Genomic DNA, 15589 nt, shown 5'->3' on the forward strand with positions numbered 1-15589 from the left:
GCCAGGACCAGCACCCCGGCCGCCGTCAACGCGCCCGCACCCAAGCCGACGCGGTACGGCTGGTCGGGCGCGAAGACGAGTCGGACCTCGCCGCCGGCGCCGGCCGGCAGTACCCACGCCTGTTGCCACCCGTCGACGCGGGTGGTGGTCAGCCGCTCGCCGTCCAGCGTGGCCGTCCAGCCGGAGTTCGCGTTCTCCGGCACCACCAGCAGCGCCTGCTCGCCCGCCGCGACCATGACCGTGCGGTCGGTCGGCGCCCAGTCGCGCACCTCGACCTCCCGATGCCGTGGCGCGGCGGCCACGTCGCCGTCCGGCCGCAGCGTCGCGTCCTGCACGACGAACCCGGCCGACGGCGAGGTCACCAGCCGGTGACTGCCTGCGGGCAGGTCCAGCACCGCACCGTCCTCGCCGCAGACCCGCACCGGCACCGGCCGCCCGGCCCGGACGTCGGCCAGGTTGGCGGTCACCGAGGTGCGGTAGCGGAAGCCGTCCATCTCGACGATCGGCCCGTCACCGCAGCCCTCGACCACCTGGGTGTCGGCGGCCATCGGCGTGAGCAGGTCGGTCAGGGCCGGGATCTCCACCTCCGCGATGCCGGCGGTGGCGGGCCAGCCGTTGACACGCTCGTCCGCCAGGCGGTGTTCGGTCTCCAGCACGACGATCTCGATCCGGTCGGTGCGGACCGCCGGGAAGCGGACCACACCGTCGGCGTCGACCGGCACCGTGACCTCCCGCTGCGGCGTGCGGATCTCGACGCGTCGCGGCAACGAGCCCACCGGCAGGTCGGCGGCGCGCAGCCGTACCTCGTCGATCCGGCGCTGCCCCGCCCAACTCAGCCGCAGGGTGGGACGCAGGTCGTCGGTACCGGCGAGCCAGGCCGTACCCGGGTCACCGTCGACCGCCGCGTACGCCGCCACCGCCGCGTCCCCGCCGAGCTGCGACGAGGAGGTGGCGGTCAGCTCGCTCTCCGGCATCGTCCACTCGCCGCCCGGCCGGGGCACGGCCCGCAACTGGATCCGGTAGGTGCCCGCCGTCGGGTTCCGGAACACCCGGTCCAGACCCGACGGCTCCTCACCGGCCCTGGCCAGGAACCGGTCGCAGCGGATCACGCTGTCTCCCACCGCCGGCCCGGCACCGTCGACCGGGCTCGGATGACACGCGGGCCGGTGCGCCGCGCCACGGCTGAACGCCCACCTGACCGGCGTGGACGTGGTGTCCGGCAGGTCGGTCGGCACACGCAGGCCACGCGTCGGCTCGGTGTCCGGGATGGTCATCTCCCGGATGCCCACACCACCGTCGACTCGACCGTCGGCCACCTGCAACACCGTCACCCGTACGCGGCTGGTCGAGCCGGGAAGGGTGTAGTACGAGTGGGCGCCCAGGGTCTGGGCCACCTCGTGGTCCACCGAGCCCCGGTCGGTGGTGAGGCGGAACCGTGTCACCGGCCAGCCCACCGCGAGGTCGCTGACGAACGCCAGGCGCACACCGTCCACCGGACGCGGTGTGTCCAGGTCCACCTGGAGCCACTGGCCGACCGGGCCGCCCAGCGGTGCCGAGTGCCAGGCCGTGCCGGGATCGCCGTCCAGTGCCGCGAACGGCAGGCGCGACGAGTCGGCCGGGCCGAAGGAGTCCACGAAGCTCACCGCCGAGGAGGCACTGACCTCGCGTACGCCCTGGTAGACGGCGGTCGTCTGGTGTCGCTCGTCGGGAAAGGGCAGCAGGTCGAGCGCGACCCGACCGAGCCGCCCCTGCTCGCTCGCGGCCAGCGTCTGGGAGAGGTTGTCCCGGACCCGGCCGATGTCCCGCTCGCGACGCCGCAACCCGTCCGTGACGATCCAGGAGTCACCGGTGGCGTCGGGATACCGCTCCCGGTCGCCGGCGAGCACCACCGGCCGGTCCCGTTCCACCATCCGCTGCTCCAGCAGGGGCAGCAGCGACTCGGGGCCCCCGCTGACCGTGGGCACGTCGGCGGTGAGCACCGCCGAGGCGGCGGGGACCGGTCGCTGCACCTCGTACACCTCGACCGCCGGCAGGGTGCCCGCCGGGTCGTCGACCGGGCTGCTCCAGGTGGGGGCCAGGACGTCGGTGGTGCCGAAGGTCGCCACCCGGACGATGCCCGGCGAGTCGGCCAGCGCCCGACGCAACACCGCCACCGGTGGCGCGTCGACCTGGGGCCGGTCGATGTCGTTGCGCAGCAGCAGGTGCCGGAAACCGGAGCGGGCGAGCAGGTCGGCCAGCCCCGCCGAGCCCCGACCGCTGGCCAGGGCCTCCTCGACGGTGTCCATCATCCGGGTGTTCCCGGCCGAACCGAGCGGCACCTGGTGGCGTACCGCCCATGGTGCCCCGGCCAACGCCTGCAGGGGCTCGTCGACGGTGCGTCCCCACTGGTACTGCCCGAAGCTGGTGCCCGGCACCACCAGAGTCCGGGCCAGCGCGTCGCGGTCGGCGAGCCAGGTCGCCGCCGACCGCCAGTGCGGTGGCAGGTCGGACCAGCCGGGCCCGGGCCGCAGCAGGCCCAGCCACGCGGGTGCGGCGGCTCCGAGCACGAGCAGCAGCACCGGCACGAGGACCAGCGGCCGGAGCCGCAGCCCGGGTCGGCGTCGGACGAGCGCGTGGTGCAGCCGGGTGGCCACCGCGTCGACACCGTGCGCGAAGCCGAGCATCAGCGGCAGCCGCAGCACCGGGTCGAGCTTGTGGACGTTGCGGAACGGTGCCAGCGGACCGTCCAGCAGCCCGCGCACCTGCTCGGAGACCGGGCTGTCGAGCGCGCCGACGTAACCGACGGTGAGCAGGGTCAGTCCGGCCAGGAAGCCGGCCACCAGGAACCGTCGTTCGGGCAGCAGGTTGCCGGCCAGCCCGGCCAGGCCGATCAACGCCATCACGGCGGTCAGCGTCATCAGCACGGGATGGTCGATCAGCAACCAGCCGGCGGGCCACCAGGGCTCGCCCTGCACGATGTACGCCACCCACTGGTTGGTGCCGCGCACCGCCTGGAACAGCGAGGCGACCGCCGTGGTCGTGGTGGACGACTCGATGTGGTCGAGGAACGGGAGGCTGTACTGGCCGAGCAGCAGCAACGGCACGATCCACCACAGGCAGACCCCGACCACGCTGAGGCACCACCAGGCGACCAGGCGCCGATGCGCGGCGTCGAAGCGGCGGGTGAGCAACCACATGCCGGGGAGCAGCAGCGCCAGCAGCACGACGGCCGCGTTGATCCCGCCCATCCCGAGCACCGCCAGCGCGGAGAGTGCGGCGGCCCGCCGTGGTGAGCCGATCCGGCGCACGGTGACCAGCGGCAGCAGCACCCAGGGCAGCATCGAGGCGGCGAGCGTCTCCGAGGAGAGCGCACCGACTTCGGTCAGGATGCGCGGGGCGAGCGCGTATCCGAGCGCTGCCGCGTACCGGGTCGGTTCACTGCCGATGCCCAACGCGCGGGCCAGCCGCAGCAACCCGTAGAACGCGGCGACGAGCAGTAGCGCCGTCCAGAGCCGCTGGGTGATCCACGGTGGAATCGACAGCAGTTGCCCGACGGCGAAGAACGGACCCATCGGGAAGAGGTAGCCGTACGCCTGGTTCTGGAGTTCCCCGGAGGTGGCCTCCGGGTTCCACAGGTGCAGCGCGCGGGCCATGAAGTGGATCGGGTTGGCGGCGAGGTCGAGCTTGGTGTCGAAGGTGACCTGGCCGGGCCGCTGCACGAAGGCGATCACGGTGAGCAGGAGCATCGACAGCGCGGTGCCGGGCGAGCGGCGCAGCGCCGACAGCAGCCGGCTCACCTGCGGCACTCCGGGGGCTGGCAGCCCAGGTCGGCCAGGGCGGAGAAGAAGATGCGGCGTATCCCGCCGTGCTGCCTGGTCACGAACACCCGTCCCCCGGTCGCCTCCGCGATCGCCGTCAGCTCCGCCGGGTCGACGTCCTCACCGAGTCCGATGAAGATGATCGGCAGTGGCTGGCGGGGTTCCTGCAACCGCGCCAACTCCGCGAGGAGTGCCGCCCGGCTGATGCTCTCGTCGTCCTCGTTGCGACCGTCGGTCATCACCAGCACCAGGTTGATCCGGCCGGGCGTCCAGTTGCGGCGTGCGTCCCGGTACGCGGCCAGCGTGCTGTCGTACAGTCCGGTCCCGCCCTGCGGCGTGACCCGGACGGCGGCCAACCGTTCCGCGAGCAGTCGTCGCTGCGGACCCAGCGGGCCCACCGGCAGGATCTCCCGGTAGTCCCGGTCGCCGTCGAGCTTCGTGGAGAAGGTCCAGATGCCGAGTTCGCTGTTGTCGAGGAGCAGCGCGGCCCCCTGCTCGGCGGCCCGGACGGTCGCCTCCAGCCGGCTGCCCTCACCGGGCACCTGCGCGGCCATCGAGCCGGAGACGTCCAGCAGGGTGAGGATCCGGCCGCTGCGCTGCACGCCGCTCCAACCGGTCAGCACCTCGGTGACCACGTCCTCGGCCGGCAGCGGGACCGGCCGCCGCTCCTGCCCCAGCAACCGGCCGTCGTCCGGCACGGCCGGCGGGAAACCGGCCGAGGTGCGGAACCCGTAACCGGTGAACACCTGCTGGGCGGCCGGGGTGAGCAGACCGGTGAGGAAACCGGCGGCGGCGTCCCGCGCCCGTCCCTGGGTGGCGGGCAGCACCACGTACGGCAGGTCGAGCCAGGGGACGGCGATCTCCGGGTATGCCGCGACCAGCTTGTCGGTGCCGGCCAACGCGTTGTGCTCCCGCACGGCCTGCTCGGTGACGGCGACGGCATCGGCCCCGCCGGGCAGCGGTCGGCCCGGCGTGAGCGAGCCCTCCGGCGTGTCCGGGCTGAACGTCCGCTTCGCGAGTGCGCGCAGGGTGGCCGTCGTGGTCGCGGCCGAGTCCCGGTTCTCGTCGGCCAGCACCCGTACGCCGAGCAGTGCGGCGGACCCGGCCGGGTCGACCGCCGGGTCCGGCACACCCACCTCGACGTCACGTGCCGTGGACCCGACCAGCGCCGCCCAGGTCAACCGCTCGTCCGGCCAACCCGAGCGGCGGGCCAGTCGATCGGGCACCGCGAGCACCACCGGGGTGCTCGCGATGGAGGTGCCCTGCCCGGCGACCTCGAACGCCCCCGCCGCCCGCGCCCGTCGCAGCCAGAAGGTCGACTCGGGTACCCAGACCTCGGCCACCTCCACGCCGTCGGCGAGGTCCCGGGCGACGACGGCCGACTCGGAGGTGCGTACCTCGACGGAGACGCACGGCTGGCTGCCGGCTCGCACCCGCGCGACCCGGTCGAGCGCGGGAGCGATCAGCGGAGCGGCCACCACGCGCAGCCGGACCTGGTCGACGCAGGTCGGTGTGCCCCGGTCGGCACGCACGTAGGCCACCGCCGCCCAGCCGGTCAGCACCACCGCCAGCGCGGCGCTGAGCAGCACCACCGGCGAGCGGTGGAACGGGGCCCGCGTCGGCGCGGGACGGTCGGCCACCATCGCGGCCTCACCTCCTCGTCAGCCCTGCGCCCACCTTTCGACGCAGGTCACAACGCCACCACGAGCGAAGGACTCGGCGATCGCGGGCGGTTGCGCTGCACACCCTGCCAAGGTTTGCGTCCGTCGGCAAACCCCCGATCGATGGACGGTCATGGGCCGTCACGGCCGGAACTGCCCATTGCGCACTCGGGCCGGGCGGTCCTAGGGTGGCGCGATCGTGCTCAGTTACTCACCAGTAGGAGCAGCGTGGACACCAACGGCACCCCCTCCCGCCACGTCCTGTTCCTCAACTGGCGCGACACCACCAACCCGGAGGGCGGCGGGTCGGAGGTCTACATCGAGCGCATCGCCGCCGAGTTGGTCGCCGTGGGGCACCGGGTGACTCTGCTCTGCGCCGCGCACGACGCCGCCGCGACGGCCGGCACCACCGATTCGGGGGTCCGCGTGCTACGCCGGGGCACCCGGATGACCGTCTACCTCCGCGCGGCGCTGACCTGCATCGCCGGCCGGTTCGGGCTGGGACCGCTGAGCCGTCGCCGACTGGGCCGGCCGGACCTGGTCGTCGACGTGTGCAACGGGGTGCCCTTCTTCGCCCCGCTGTACGCAGGACGGCCGGTCGTCGCGCTGGTGCACCACGTGCACCGGGAGCAGTGGCCGGTGGTGTTCGGCCCGTGGATGGCCCGGCTGGGCTGGTGGATCGAGTCCTGGCTGGCGGTACGGCTCTATCGGCGCTGCCGCTACGTCACCGTCTCCGAGGCCAGCCGGGCCGAACTGACTTCGCTCGGCGTGGCCGCGGAGCGGATCGACGTGGTTCCCAACGGCACGCCGCCGGTGATCGGCCCGGCGTGGCCGCGTACGCCGCACCCCTCGCTCCTGGTGCTCGGCCGCCTGGTCCCGCACAAGCGGGTGGAGATCGCGCTGCGGACCGTCGCCGCGCTCGCCCGGGAACTGCCCGAACTCGAACTGGTGGTGGCCGGGCAGGGCTGGTGGGAGGAGCCGTTGCGGGAGCTGTGCGCGTCGCTCGGCATCACCGACCAGGTGCGGTTCGCCGGATTCGTCAGCGAGGAGGAGAAGCACGGGCTGCTCTGCTCGGCCTGGATCGCCCTCACCCCGTCGCTCAAGGAGGGGTGGGGCCTGACCATCGTGGAGGCCGCGGCGCGCAGCACCCCGACGGTGGCGTTCCGCTACGCCGGTGGCGTCGCCGAGGCGATGGTCGACACCCGGACCGGCCTGCTGGTGGACGACGAGGCGGAGTTCACCACGGTGGTCCGTGACCTGCTCGGCGACGACGTCCGACGCAAGGCGATGGGCGAGGCCGCACTGGCGCACGCCGCCCGTTTCACCTGGGCCGCGACCGGGGCGCGGTTCGCACAGCTGGTGGCACGGGCGACCGCTGCCACCGGTTGACGTCCGGGCACGGCGACCGGGGTGCCCGCAGATGCGGACACCCCGTCGTCACTTCTCAGGTCAGCGCGTGCCGTAGAGGGGCGCCTCGGTCTGCTCGCTCACCGTGGAGTTCGCGGCCTCCTTGGCGGACGGGCTGAGCACGTTCGTCAGACCGACGCTGCCGAGCATGCCGAGCACGATTCCGAGTACCCCGACGGCGATGAACGCAGGCAGGTTCTTCATCCACCTTCTCCTTCCGCGGGACTCGCGTGCCGGGACGTTACCACGCGGTAGCACCATTGCGCAGTGCCCGAAAGACCGACGGCCAGCAGCGCCGTAGCGGCCAGCAGATGGGCCAGGCCGACCGGCCCCGGCCGCGCCGGTCCGGGTGCGGCGGTCCACAACGGATTCTCGTAGAGGGTCAGCTCGGTCCCCGCGTACCGCAGGCGCAGGCCGTCCAGCGTGACCGCGTCCGGCGGCGGCCCGGCCGCCCGTTGCACCAGCACCCAACGAGGGTTGGCCGACACCACCGGCTGCCCGGCCGTCAGGACCTCGCGCAGCCGCGCCGCCCGCACGTCCTCACCGGCGACCGAGGTGCGGCCCACCCGCAGCGTGTCGTCGATCAGCACCGGCACCGCGAGATAGCGGGGTGCCGGATCGATCACCACCTGACCGTCGTTCCAGGCGTAGATCTGGTACTGCTGGAACGGCAACGATACGACCTCGCCCGGACGCTCGGCGACCAGTCGGCTCACCGTCGTCCAGTCGGCCGGCCAACTCACCGGACGAAGTCGACCGGCAGCGCCGAACGCCAGGTCGGGCAGGACCGCCACCGGCAGCAGTGCCGCACCGACCAGGAACACCCGCCCGGTGGCGGCGTCGAAACGGGCGGTCAGTCGCCCGGCGGCACGCTCCGCACCCAACGCCACGGCGACGGCCAGCGCCAGGACGTACGGCACCAGCAGTTTCTGTCCGTCCCGCACCAGACCGGCGCCGGGCACCGTCGCCACCGACCAGCTCAGCAGCGCCGCCCCGCCGGGCAGGACGCCCAGTGCCGCGACCAGCCACGACCCCACGGCGAGCACACCGAGACGCACGACGACCGGTCCGGCCCACCGACGCCGCAGCAGCGGTACGCCGTACCCGGCGACCGCCAGCACCAGCACCGTGGCCAGGGGCACCAGCCAGCTCGCCCGGGAGGCCGGGGTGGCATCGGCGCTCCAGATGCCACCCGTGCCGGCGAGCGCCACCCACCGGCCGGCCCAGTTCTCGCCCCGCGCCGCGAAGGCGGCGACCCCGGCCGGATCGGAGCGCGCGTCACCCGCCCCGGCCACACCCGCCACCAGCCACGGCGCGTTCAGCAGCACCGCCACGCCCAACCCGGTCGACGCCGCCCGAAGCGCCCCCGGGTACCGCCCCACCAGCAGCACCGCCGACACGACCAGCGCGAGCAGCCCGCCGGTCGGTGTGATCGCCGAGGCCGCCACGCACAGCAGCAGCCGATGCAGGGCGTACCGCTCACCCGCGCGGATTCCGATCGCCGCCCTCAGCAGCCACGGCAGCACCGCGTACGCGACGAGCAACCCCCACTGGCCGATCAGCAGCCGCTCGGCCAGGAAGGGAGTCCAGGCGTACCCGAGTGCCGCCACCGCCCGCACGGCCACCCGCCCGGTGGGGACGAGCCGCGCGGCACCCAGCGCGGCCAGATAGAGGATCGCCACCAGGACCAGCCGTTGCAGCACCCATCCCGGGACCAGTTGCCCCGCCAGCGCCACCACCGCGTCCTGCGGCACGGCCCGGGGCAGCGCGGTGGCCGGGGCGATCAGCTCCCAGCTCAGTGTCTGCCGAGGCACGAACACCATGTCGTACCGCAACACGTAACCGGGCAGGGCGAGCGGGGCGAGCACCACCGCCACCACGGAGGCCGCCACCGCGTGCGGCACCAGCCGTTCCCGCATCCGTCGACCCCATCACAGCCGGGCGCGGTATCGGCCGCGCTGGTGGCGGCCACTGTACGCGGCGCGGTGCCGCCGCAGCCGTCGAACCATCCGTTGGCCTGATGGGGGGCGGCACGCCCGATGTGACACCCTTCCCGCCATGACATCGACGGGGGCGGACGTGACGGCGGCACCCGACCGGACCGCCGGCCGGTGGGGCGGCGACCCGATCCGGGCGACAGCGCTGGCCATGATCGCGCTCAGCGTGTTCTGGCGTACCCACGTGGCGTTCCGCGGCTTCCTGGCCGCCGACGACTACGTGCTGATCACCCAGGCTGCGGAGTCCGACCTGACCGTCGCGCACCTGTTCGCGCTCTACAACAACCACCTCATGCCCGGCGGGCGGTTGATCGTCTGGCTGGTCACCGAGTACGTCGGCCTGCACTACTGGCCGTACGTGCTGCTCATGGCGATCGGTCAGGCCGTCCTCGGCGTCGTCTTCCTCCAGTTGCTGCGCCGCCTGCTCCAGCCGTCGTGGCTGATCCTCCTCCCGCTCGGACTGCTGCTGTTCAGCCCGTTGACCCTGGAGGCGACGTCCTGGTGGGCGGTCGGCGTCAACATGCTGCCGATGCAGATCGCCATGGTGCTCGCGATCCGCGCACAGGTCGACTACGTACGGACCCGGCGGCCCCGGCACCTGGTGGCCCTGGCCTTCTCCGTCCTGTTCGGGCTCTTCTTCTTCGAGAAGGCGATCCTGGTCGTGGCGCTGGTCTTCCTGCTGACCGCCGCCCTCTACGCCGACGGCGGCCCGCTGCGCACCGTCTGGACCACGATCCGTCGCTGGTGGCCGTCATGGCTGCTGCTGACGGTGCTCTCGCTCGTCTTCATGGCCGCGTACCTGACCCGGTCGGAGTCCTCCCTGCGCCGGCCGGACTCTCCCGACGAGGTCTTCTCGTTCCTGACCCAGATGCTCAACTCGACCGTCGTGCCGGGTCTGGTGGGCGGGCCGTGGCAGTGGCTCGGTGCCGGTGACGGCGCACCGGTCACCGCACCGCCGGAGATCGGCACCTGGATGAGCTGGGTGGTCGTCGTCGCCGTGGTCGTGGCGACGGTCCGCCTTCGCCCGCGCGCCGGACGGGCCTGGCTGCTGCTCGTCGCGTACCTGGTCATGGTGGCCGCGATGCTGGCCGCCACCCGGCTCGGGTCGGCCTTCAGCGGCGTGGCGGGCGGTGTTCCCCGGTACGTCAGCGACGTGGTCGTGGTCGCCGCGATCTGTCTCGGTGTCGCCGTGGTCGGGCTGGCCCGGTCGCCCGCCGCCGCGCCAGCCGACACCGCACAGCCCGACACCGGGCCGGTCACGCCGGCACCGGCCGGATCACCGCCACCCGGGCTGTCCGGTCCGCTGCCGGAGCGCTACCGGGAGCCGGTGGGCATCGGGCTCGCGCTGGTCCTGGTCGCCGCCGGTCTGGGCACCGCCTGGACGACCTCCCGGTACGGCGACGAGTGGGCGGCGAAGTCCGGACGGTCGTACATCGACACGGTGCGGATCGAGTTGGCCAGCGCGCCGCCCGACACCGTCTTCTTCGACTCCCCGGTCCCGGACAACGTCGTGCCGCGCCTCTCGGAGCCGTACAACCTCCAGTCCCGCTTCTTCCGCGCACTCGGCGCCCGTCCCACCTACGTCGACGAGGCCGAGCACCCGTCGGTGCTCGACGGGCTGGGCCGGGTCAAGGTGGCCACGGTCGTGGGCAGCACGATCCAGCCCGGCCCCCGCGAGGGCTGCGGTCACCTGGTGGCCGGCGGCGAGACGGTCCGGATACCGCTGAACGAACCGCGCTTCTCGTGGCACTGGGTGGTACGCGTCGGCTACCTCAGCTCGGCCGACGGCACGGCCACGCTGCGGCTGGGCAGTGGTGAGGCGGTGTTCCCGATCAGGAAGGGGCTGAACCAGCGCTTCTTCCGGATCGTGGGCGGCGGGGACAGCGTGGAGCTGACGGTGACCGGCACCGACCTGACGCTCTGCACGAACGAGATCGCGATCGGCGATCCGGCACCCAAGCCGGAGGGGTAGCCCTCGACACCGGTCCGTACGCCACCCGGCGGACCCGACCCTCGGTCACTCGGGACGGAACAGCACCGAGTTGACGTAACGCGGACGCGGCCAGACGACCCGTCGGGCGAAGCTCTGGCCGACCCGCGCGATGGACTCGCGCTGGTGCCCGCCGAGGTCGAAGTCGGCCAGCGGGATCCACTGCCGGTCGGGCAGCACGTACCCCCGGTACCCCCAGGAGGTCAGCAGGTCGACCAGCGGCTCCATCGGTTGGATCCGCTCCTCGACCTCGATCAGCAGCACCGGACGGTCCCGCCGGACGGTCTCCGCCGCGCCCCGCAGCGCCGGCAGTTCGTGGCCCTCGATGTCGATCTTGACGAACCGCACGTCGGTGAGGCCGAGCGAGTCGAGCGTGATCCGCCGGACGGACACCGGGTGGCCCTGCGTCTCGTCCTCCAACGACGAGGTACCGACGATCGCCCCGCCCTCGGGGAGATAGAGCGTCGCGGTGCCCTCGTGGTCGGAGACGGCAGCCTCGACCACCTCCACGGCCGGGAACGCCACCCGGAGCTGACCGGCCAGGGCGCTGGTCGGCTCCACCGCGACCACCCGGTCGGCACGGCGTACCAGCCGCGCCGTCCACGGCCCGTACCAGGCGCCCACGTCTACGGCGGTGCCGCCGGCCGGCACGAAGTCGGCCAACCGTGCCAGTTCCGGTTCCACCCGGGGGTAGACCCGGCGGATCGCCCCGGCGAGCAGCCGTTGCGGGAGGATTGCCGCCACACCGGAGGTCGCTGCCGGTGACAGCTTCGTCGACGCCATGGGGCAGCACACTAGACGCTCACCGGCCGCTGGGGCAGGGTCTGTCGGAGACAGCTACCGGCCGGTAGGGTCTTGCCGGTCGGGGCCGTCTCCCCGACTCGGATCCGCCCGGGGCCGGACCCGCACGGGTCCGCCGGCCCGCCGGCACGACGCGGAGTGGCATGACACGGACCACGGGCAAGGACGCCACGACGGTACGCTTCGGCGCGGCCGGTGCCGCCGCCACCGTCGCCACCCTGGCGACCAATGCGCTGGCGTACGTCGTACCCGTGCTGGGGGCACGCCGACTGAGCGCGGCCGATCTGGGCGCCCTGGCCACCGTGCTCGCGTTGGCGGCGATCGCCGCCGTTCCCGGTTTCGGTCTGCAGATCGCGGTGGCGGCGCACCGGGCCCGCCTCGGCGGTGGTGGCGAGGCCGGGTTGGCTCTGCGTACCGCCACGTACACGGCGGCGGCCACGCTCGCTGCCGCACCCGTGCTCTCCGTGGTCCTGCGACTGCCGGTGACGCTGTCCCTGCTGCTCGCGGCGACCACGTTCGCCACCGTGCTCAGCGGCCGCTGGCTCGGCGAACTCCAGGGGGACCAGCGGTTCCTGCGGCTCGCCGCCGCGATGACCGTACTCGCCGCCGGCCGCTACGGCGGACTGGTCGTCGGCCTCCTGGCAGGTCGGGGACCGGTGGTCTGCCTGCTGCTGGGTACGCTCACCGGCCTGCTCGCCATCCCGGTCCTGGCCCGCCTCGCCGCACCGTCCCTCGGCGTGACGCCTCCGTCGGCTCCCGCAGGCGTCACCGGTTCCGGGAGACTCGGTGGACGCCAGGTGACGACCGCCTGCGTCGCGACGCTGGCGATGCTCACCATCTCGTACGCCGACCTTCTCCTCGCCCGCCAGCTGCTACCGGCGGCCGACTCCGGCGCGTACGCGGTCGGCGCGGTCCTCACCAAGGGTGCGCTCTGGGCACCCCAGGTGGTCACGCTGCTGGTGCTGCCCCGGTTGGCCCGGCACGACCGCCGGGCCCGCGTGGTGGCGTTGGGACTGATCCTGGCCTGCGGCGCGGTCCTGGTCGCGGCCGCCGCCATCGGCGGAGAGACGGCGTTCCAGCTCGCCGGCGGCGCCGACTACCGGCACCTGGCCGGGCTCGCGCCGTTGTTCGCCGCCACCGGAGCCCTCTACGCGGTGGTGTTCATGCTCGTCAACGATCGGGTGGCGACCGTCGCCCGGTGGCCGGCCCTCCCGTTGTGGGTGGCGTCGGCCGTGCTGGCCGTGGCAGCCACCCTGATCGCGCCACGCACCGTCACCGGCGTGTTGTCCTGCGCCCTGGCCACCGCAGCCGGGACCGCGCTGGTGATGGGCTGGCTCGTCTTCCGTCGCGGCCCGTTGACCCGGAAGGGAATGAGCGATCACCAGGAGTGACCGTGACGACCGCCTCGACCTGCTGGACGGCCTCCCTGGACGACTGACGGGTCACTCGGACTCCCCGTCGGCCGCACCGTTGGTTACCGTAGTTGTCTTCCGGGTGGGTCCCATCCCCCTGCGGTAGTTCCCCGAAGAGGTTGCTGTGACGTTGTACGGCGAGAAGAAGCCCCCCGCCGACGATCGGCCCACCGTGGAAGTGACCGCGGTCGACTGGCCGAACGCGCGGTCGGAGCCCGAGGCGAGCCCTGCCCAGCCGGGCACACCGGGCCGGCCGCGCCGGTTCCGCCTGCTCCTCGCCTCCGGGGTGGCCACCGCCGTGCTCGCCTCGGTGGGCGCGGTCACCGTCTGGGCGTACGCCGGTGACGTGCCTCGGGGCACCAGCGTGATGGGCACCGAGCTCGGTGGTCGGAGCCGGACCGACGCGGCCCGTGAACTGCGGGCGCAGCTGGACCGTCGCGCCGCCGAACTCGCCGCCCCGATCCAGGTACGCATCGGCGAGCGGACCGCCGAGATCAACCCGGCCGAGGTGGGGCTCACCGTCGACGTGGACGCCACGGTGGCGGCTGCGGCGGCCACCGACGCACACGCGGTGGACCGGCTGGTCGGCTCACGGCAGGTCGACCCGGTGGTCTCCGTCGACGTGCCGAAGTTGGAAGCCGAGTTGGAGAAGCTCGTCGGCGACCAGGGCCGCAAGATGACCATGCCGGCGATCACGTTCACCGGCACGAAGCCGAAGGTGCGTCACCCCAAACCGAGCCTCGCGGTCGACCCGGAGCACTCCGCCGACGTGGTCAAGGCGGGCTGGTTGAGCGGTCAGCCGGTGACGGTGCCGTTGGTGGAGAACCACCCGGCCACCTCGGCCGAGGAGGTGGACCGCCTGGTACGCGAGCTGGCCGAGCCGGCGGTCGCCGCGCCGGTGAAGCTGACCACCGACCGTGGTTCGGTGAACATCCCGACGTCGGCCATCGCGAAGGGCCTCCGTTTCAAGGCCGACAAGAGCGGCAAGCTCACTGCCGGCATCGACATGAAGCGGCTGCGGGCGGCCCTGGGGAACCGGCTGAACGAGGTCGAGGTGGCACCCAGGGACGCCACGATGACCATCTCCGGCGGCAAGCCGAAGGTCGTCGAGGGACGCGCGGGCCAGCAGGTGGACACCAGCAGCCTCGGCGACGACCTGATGGCCGTCCTGCCCCGCACCGAGGACCGCACGATCTCGGCGAAGCTCACGGAGAAGAAGCCGAAGCTCACCGCGGAGAAACTGGGCGGCCTCGGCATCAAGGAGAAGGTCTCCTCCTTCACCACCCACTTCACCGGCGGCCTCTCCTCGGCACGCAGCCAGAACATCGTGACGATCGCCAAGAAGGTGGACGGCACCGTGGTGCTGCCGGGCGAGACGTTCTCGCTCAACGGGCACACCGGTGAGCGCGGGTACGCCCAGGGCTACCGCGACGCGCCGGTCATCATGGACGGCAAGCTGGTGCCGGGCGTCGGTGGTGGCACCTCGCAGTTCACCACCACGCTGTTCAACGCCACGTACTACGCCGGTCTCGAAGACGTCGAGCACAAGCCGCACTCGTACTACTTCAGTCGCTACCCCTCGGTCATCGAGTCGACCATCTTCTGGCCCAACCTCGACTTCAAGTTCCGCAACAACACCGATCACGGCGTTCTGATCGACACCTCGTACACGGGCAGTTCGCTCACCGTGTCGATCTGGAGCACGAAGATCTGGGACAGCGTCAAGACCGAGTACAGCCCGCGACGCAACATCACGTCGTCCAAGACCGTCTACCTGGAGCCGGGCCCGACCTGCATCCCCGCCAGCGGCAGCCAGGGCTTCACCCAGGACGCCTTCCGCGTCATCAAGAAGGACGGCAAGGTCGTCAAGCGGGAGAAGTTCACCTGGACGTACAGTGCCGAGCCGCGTTTCATCTGCGCCAAGGAGCCAGGCACCTGACGTCCACTCTCCACCACGCCCGCGTGTAAGGAAGGGTCCCCTGCTAACGCCTCGTGCATAGCAGGGGACCCTTCCTAACAGGGCTCAGGAGCGCTTCTTCTTCGCCCAGATGACGTAGACGGCACAGAGGATCAGCATGAGGACGGCGATGCTGGTCCATGCCCAGCGGGCGAAGGGCTCGTCGGCCACCAAGGCGCGGATGCCCGCCAGGACGGCGAACGCCAGAGGGCCCAAGCCGAACCAATGGGAGTGTTCGGAGAGGGTCAGATCCTTCATCGCCTGCCTCATCCGGCAAGTCTAGGTAACGACGGACCCCTCATGAATCACCGCCGCGCTGCCCCGGTTCAGGCTGCCACGGTCGGGCTGTAGCGGTCGGGCTTGTAGCGGTCGGGCTGTAGCGGTCGGCCCACAAATGCGTTTAGGGCCACCCCCGTGGGGGTGGCCCTAAATCGAGAAGATGTCCGGCGGTGTCCTACTCTCCCACACCCTCCCGGGTGCAGTACCATCGGCGCTGGAGGGCTTAGCTTCCGGGTTCGGAATGTAACCGGGCGTTTCCCCTCCGCCATGACCGCCGTAACCTTATCA

10 protein-coding genes and 1 rRNA gene are annotated in these 15589 nt (G+C 72.5%); 4 read left to right on the forward strand and 7 right to left on the reverse strand.

The genetic code is table 11. The features are described from left to right. Together EYA84_RS12500 and EYA84_RS12505 are read right to left on the reverse strand one after the other, a co-directional pair. Window positions 1-3776, reverse strand: a 3776-nt coding sequence (locus EYA84_RS12500) for an alpha-(1->3)-arabinofuranosyltransferase (protein ID WP_236145729.1), incomplete at its 3' end; no start/stop codon positions are given. Further along, the gene (locus EYA84_RS12505; RefSeq protein WP_131053211.1) at window positions 3773-5440 is read right to left on the reverse strand and encodes a substrate-binding and VWA domain-containing protein; all 1668 of its coding nucleotides are present in this window, start codon (window positions 5438-5440) and stop codon (window positions 3773-3775) included. The genes EYA84_RS12500 and EYA84_RS12505, both read right to left, overlap by 4 nt. A gap of 246 nt (window positions 5441-5686) precedes the next feature. On the opposite strand from EYA84_RS12505, the gene EYA84_RS12510 reads away from it, so the two are divergent. Beyond that, entirely contained in the window at window positions 5687-6847 is a 1161-nt protein-coding gene (locus EYA84_RS12510; protein ID WP_236145730.1) for a glycosyltransferase family 4 protein, read from the forward strand. Window positions 6848-6907: 60 nt separating this feature from the next. Here the strand turns inward: EYA84_RS12510 and EYA84_RS32460 are convergent, their stop codons facing one another. Beyond that, on the reverse strand, window positions 6908-7069 hold the full coding sequence (locus tag EYA84_RS32460; RefSeq protein ID WP_161594961.1) for a hypothetical protein: 162 nt from the start codon (window positions 7067-7069) through the stop codon (window positions 6908-6910). Further along, the gene (locus tag EYA84_RS12515) at window positions 7066-8784 is read right to left on the reverse strand and encodes a hypothetical protein (protein WP_131053213.1); all 1719 of its coding nucleotides are present in this window, start codon (window positions 8782-8784) and stop codon (window positions 7066-7068) included. The genes EYA84_RS32460 and EYA84_RS12515 overlap by 4 nt, the downstream gene beginning before the upstream one ends. Before the next feature lie 139 nt (window positions 8785-8923). Between EYA84_RS12515 and EYA84_RS12520 the strand changes: the two genes are divergently transcribed. Further along, window positions 8924-10834, forward strand: coding sequence for a hypothetical protein (locus EYA84_RS12520; RefSeq protein WP_131053214.1), 1911 nt, complete (start codon window positions 8924-8926; stop codon window positions 10832-10834). 45 nt (window positions 10835-10879) lie between these two features. Here the strand turns inward: EYA84_RS12520 and EYA84_RS12525 are convergent, their stop codons facing one another. Beyond that, window positions 10880-11635 (reverse strand): FkbM family methyltransferase, encoded by a 756-nt coding sequence (locus EYA84_RS12525; protein ID WP_131053215.1) that lies wholly within the window; start codon window positions 11633-11635, stop codon window positions 10880-10882. Between the two features lie 161 nt (window positions 11636-11796). Here EYA84_RS12525 and EYA84_RS12530 point away from each other — a divergent pair, with 161 nt between their 5' ends. Continuing rightward, window positions 11797-13044 carry a polysaccharide biosynthesis protein gene (locus tag EYA84_RS12530; protein ID WP_201272377.1) on the forward strand — a complete coding sequence of 416 codons (1248 nt, stop codon included), beginning with the start codon at window positions 11797-11799 and terminating at the stop codon, window positions 13042-13044. Between the two features lie 145 nt (window positions 13045-13189). After that, window positions 13190-15004 (forward strand): VanW family protein, encoded by a 1815-nt coding sequence (locus tag EYA84_RS12535; protein WP_131053216.1) that lies wholly within the window; start codon window positions 13190-13192, stop codon window positions 15002-15004. Between the two features lie 84 nt (window positions 15005-15088). Here the strand turns inward: EYA84_RS12535 and EYA84_RS12540 are convergent, their stop codons facing one another. Continuing rightward, on the reverse strand, window positions 15089-15292 hold the full coding sequence (locus EYA84_RS12540) for a hypothetical protein (protein ID WP_131053217.1): 204 nt from the start codon (window positions 15290-15292) through the stop codon (window positions 15089-15091). Between the two features lie 171 nt (window positions 15293-15463). Then, window positions 15464-15580: ribosomal RNA gene (gene rrf, locus EYA84_RS12545) — 5S ribosomal RNA — on the reverse strand. Between the last annotated feature and the right edge of the window lie 9 nt (window positions 15581-15589).

It is taken from the genome of Verrucosispora sp. SN26_14.1 (assembly GCF_004307965.1).
Classification (GTDB): domain Bacteria; phylum Actinomycetota; class Actinomycetes; order Mycobacteriales; family Micromonosporaceae; genus Micromonospora.

Bases quoted from the DNA above. Each gene is read 5' to 3' on its own strand.
- EYA84_RS12515 (WP_131053213.1), bottom strand. From the start codon at position 8,784: ATGCGGGAACGGCTGGTGCCGCACGCGGTGGCGGCCTCCGTGGTGGCG.
- EYA84_RS12525 (WP_131053215.1), bottom strand. From the start codon at position 11,635: ATGGCGTCGACGAAGCTGTCACCGGCAGCGACCTCCGGTGTGGCGGCA.
- EYA84_RS12520 (WP_131053214.1), top strand. From the start codon at position 8,924: ATGACATCGACGGGGGCGGACGTGACGGCGGCACCCGACCGGACCGCC.
- EYA84_RS12530 (WP_201272377.1), top strand. From the start codon at position 11,797: ATGACACGGACCACGGGCAAGGACGCCACGACGGTACGCTTCGGCGCG.
- EYA84_RS32460 (WP_161594961.1), bottom strand. From the start codon at position 7,069: ATGAAGAACCTGCCTGCGTTCATCGCCGTCGGGGTACTCGGAATCGTG.
- EYA84_RS12540 (WP_131053217.1), bottom strand. From the start codon at position 15,292: ATGAGGCAGGCGATGAAGGATCTGACCCTCTCCGAACACTCCCATTGG.
- EYA84_RS12505 (WP_131053211.1), bottom strand. From the start codon at position 5,440: ATGGTGGCCGACCGTCCCGCGCCGACGCGGGCCCCGTTCCACCGCTCG.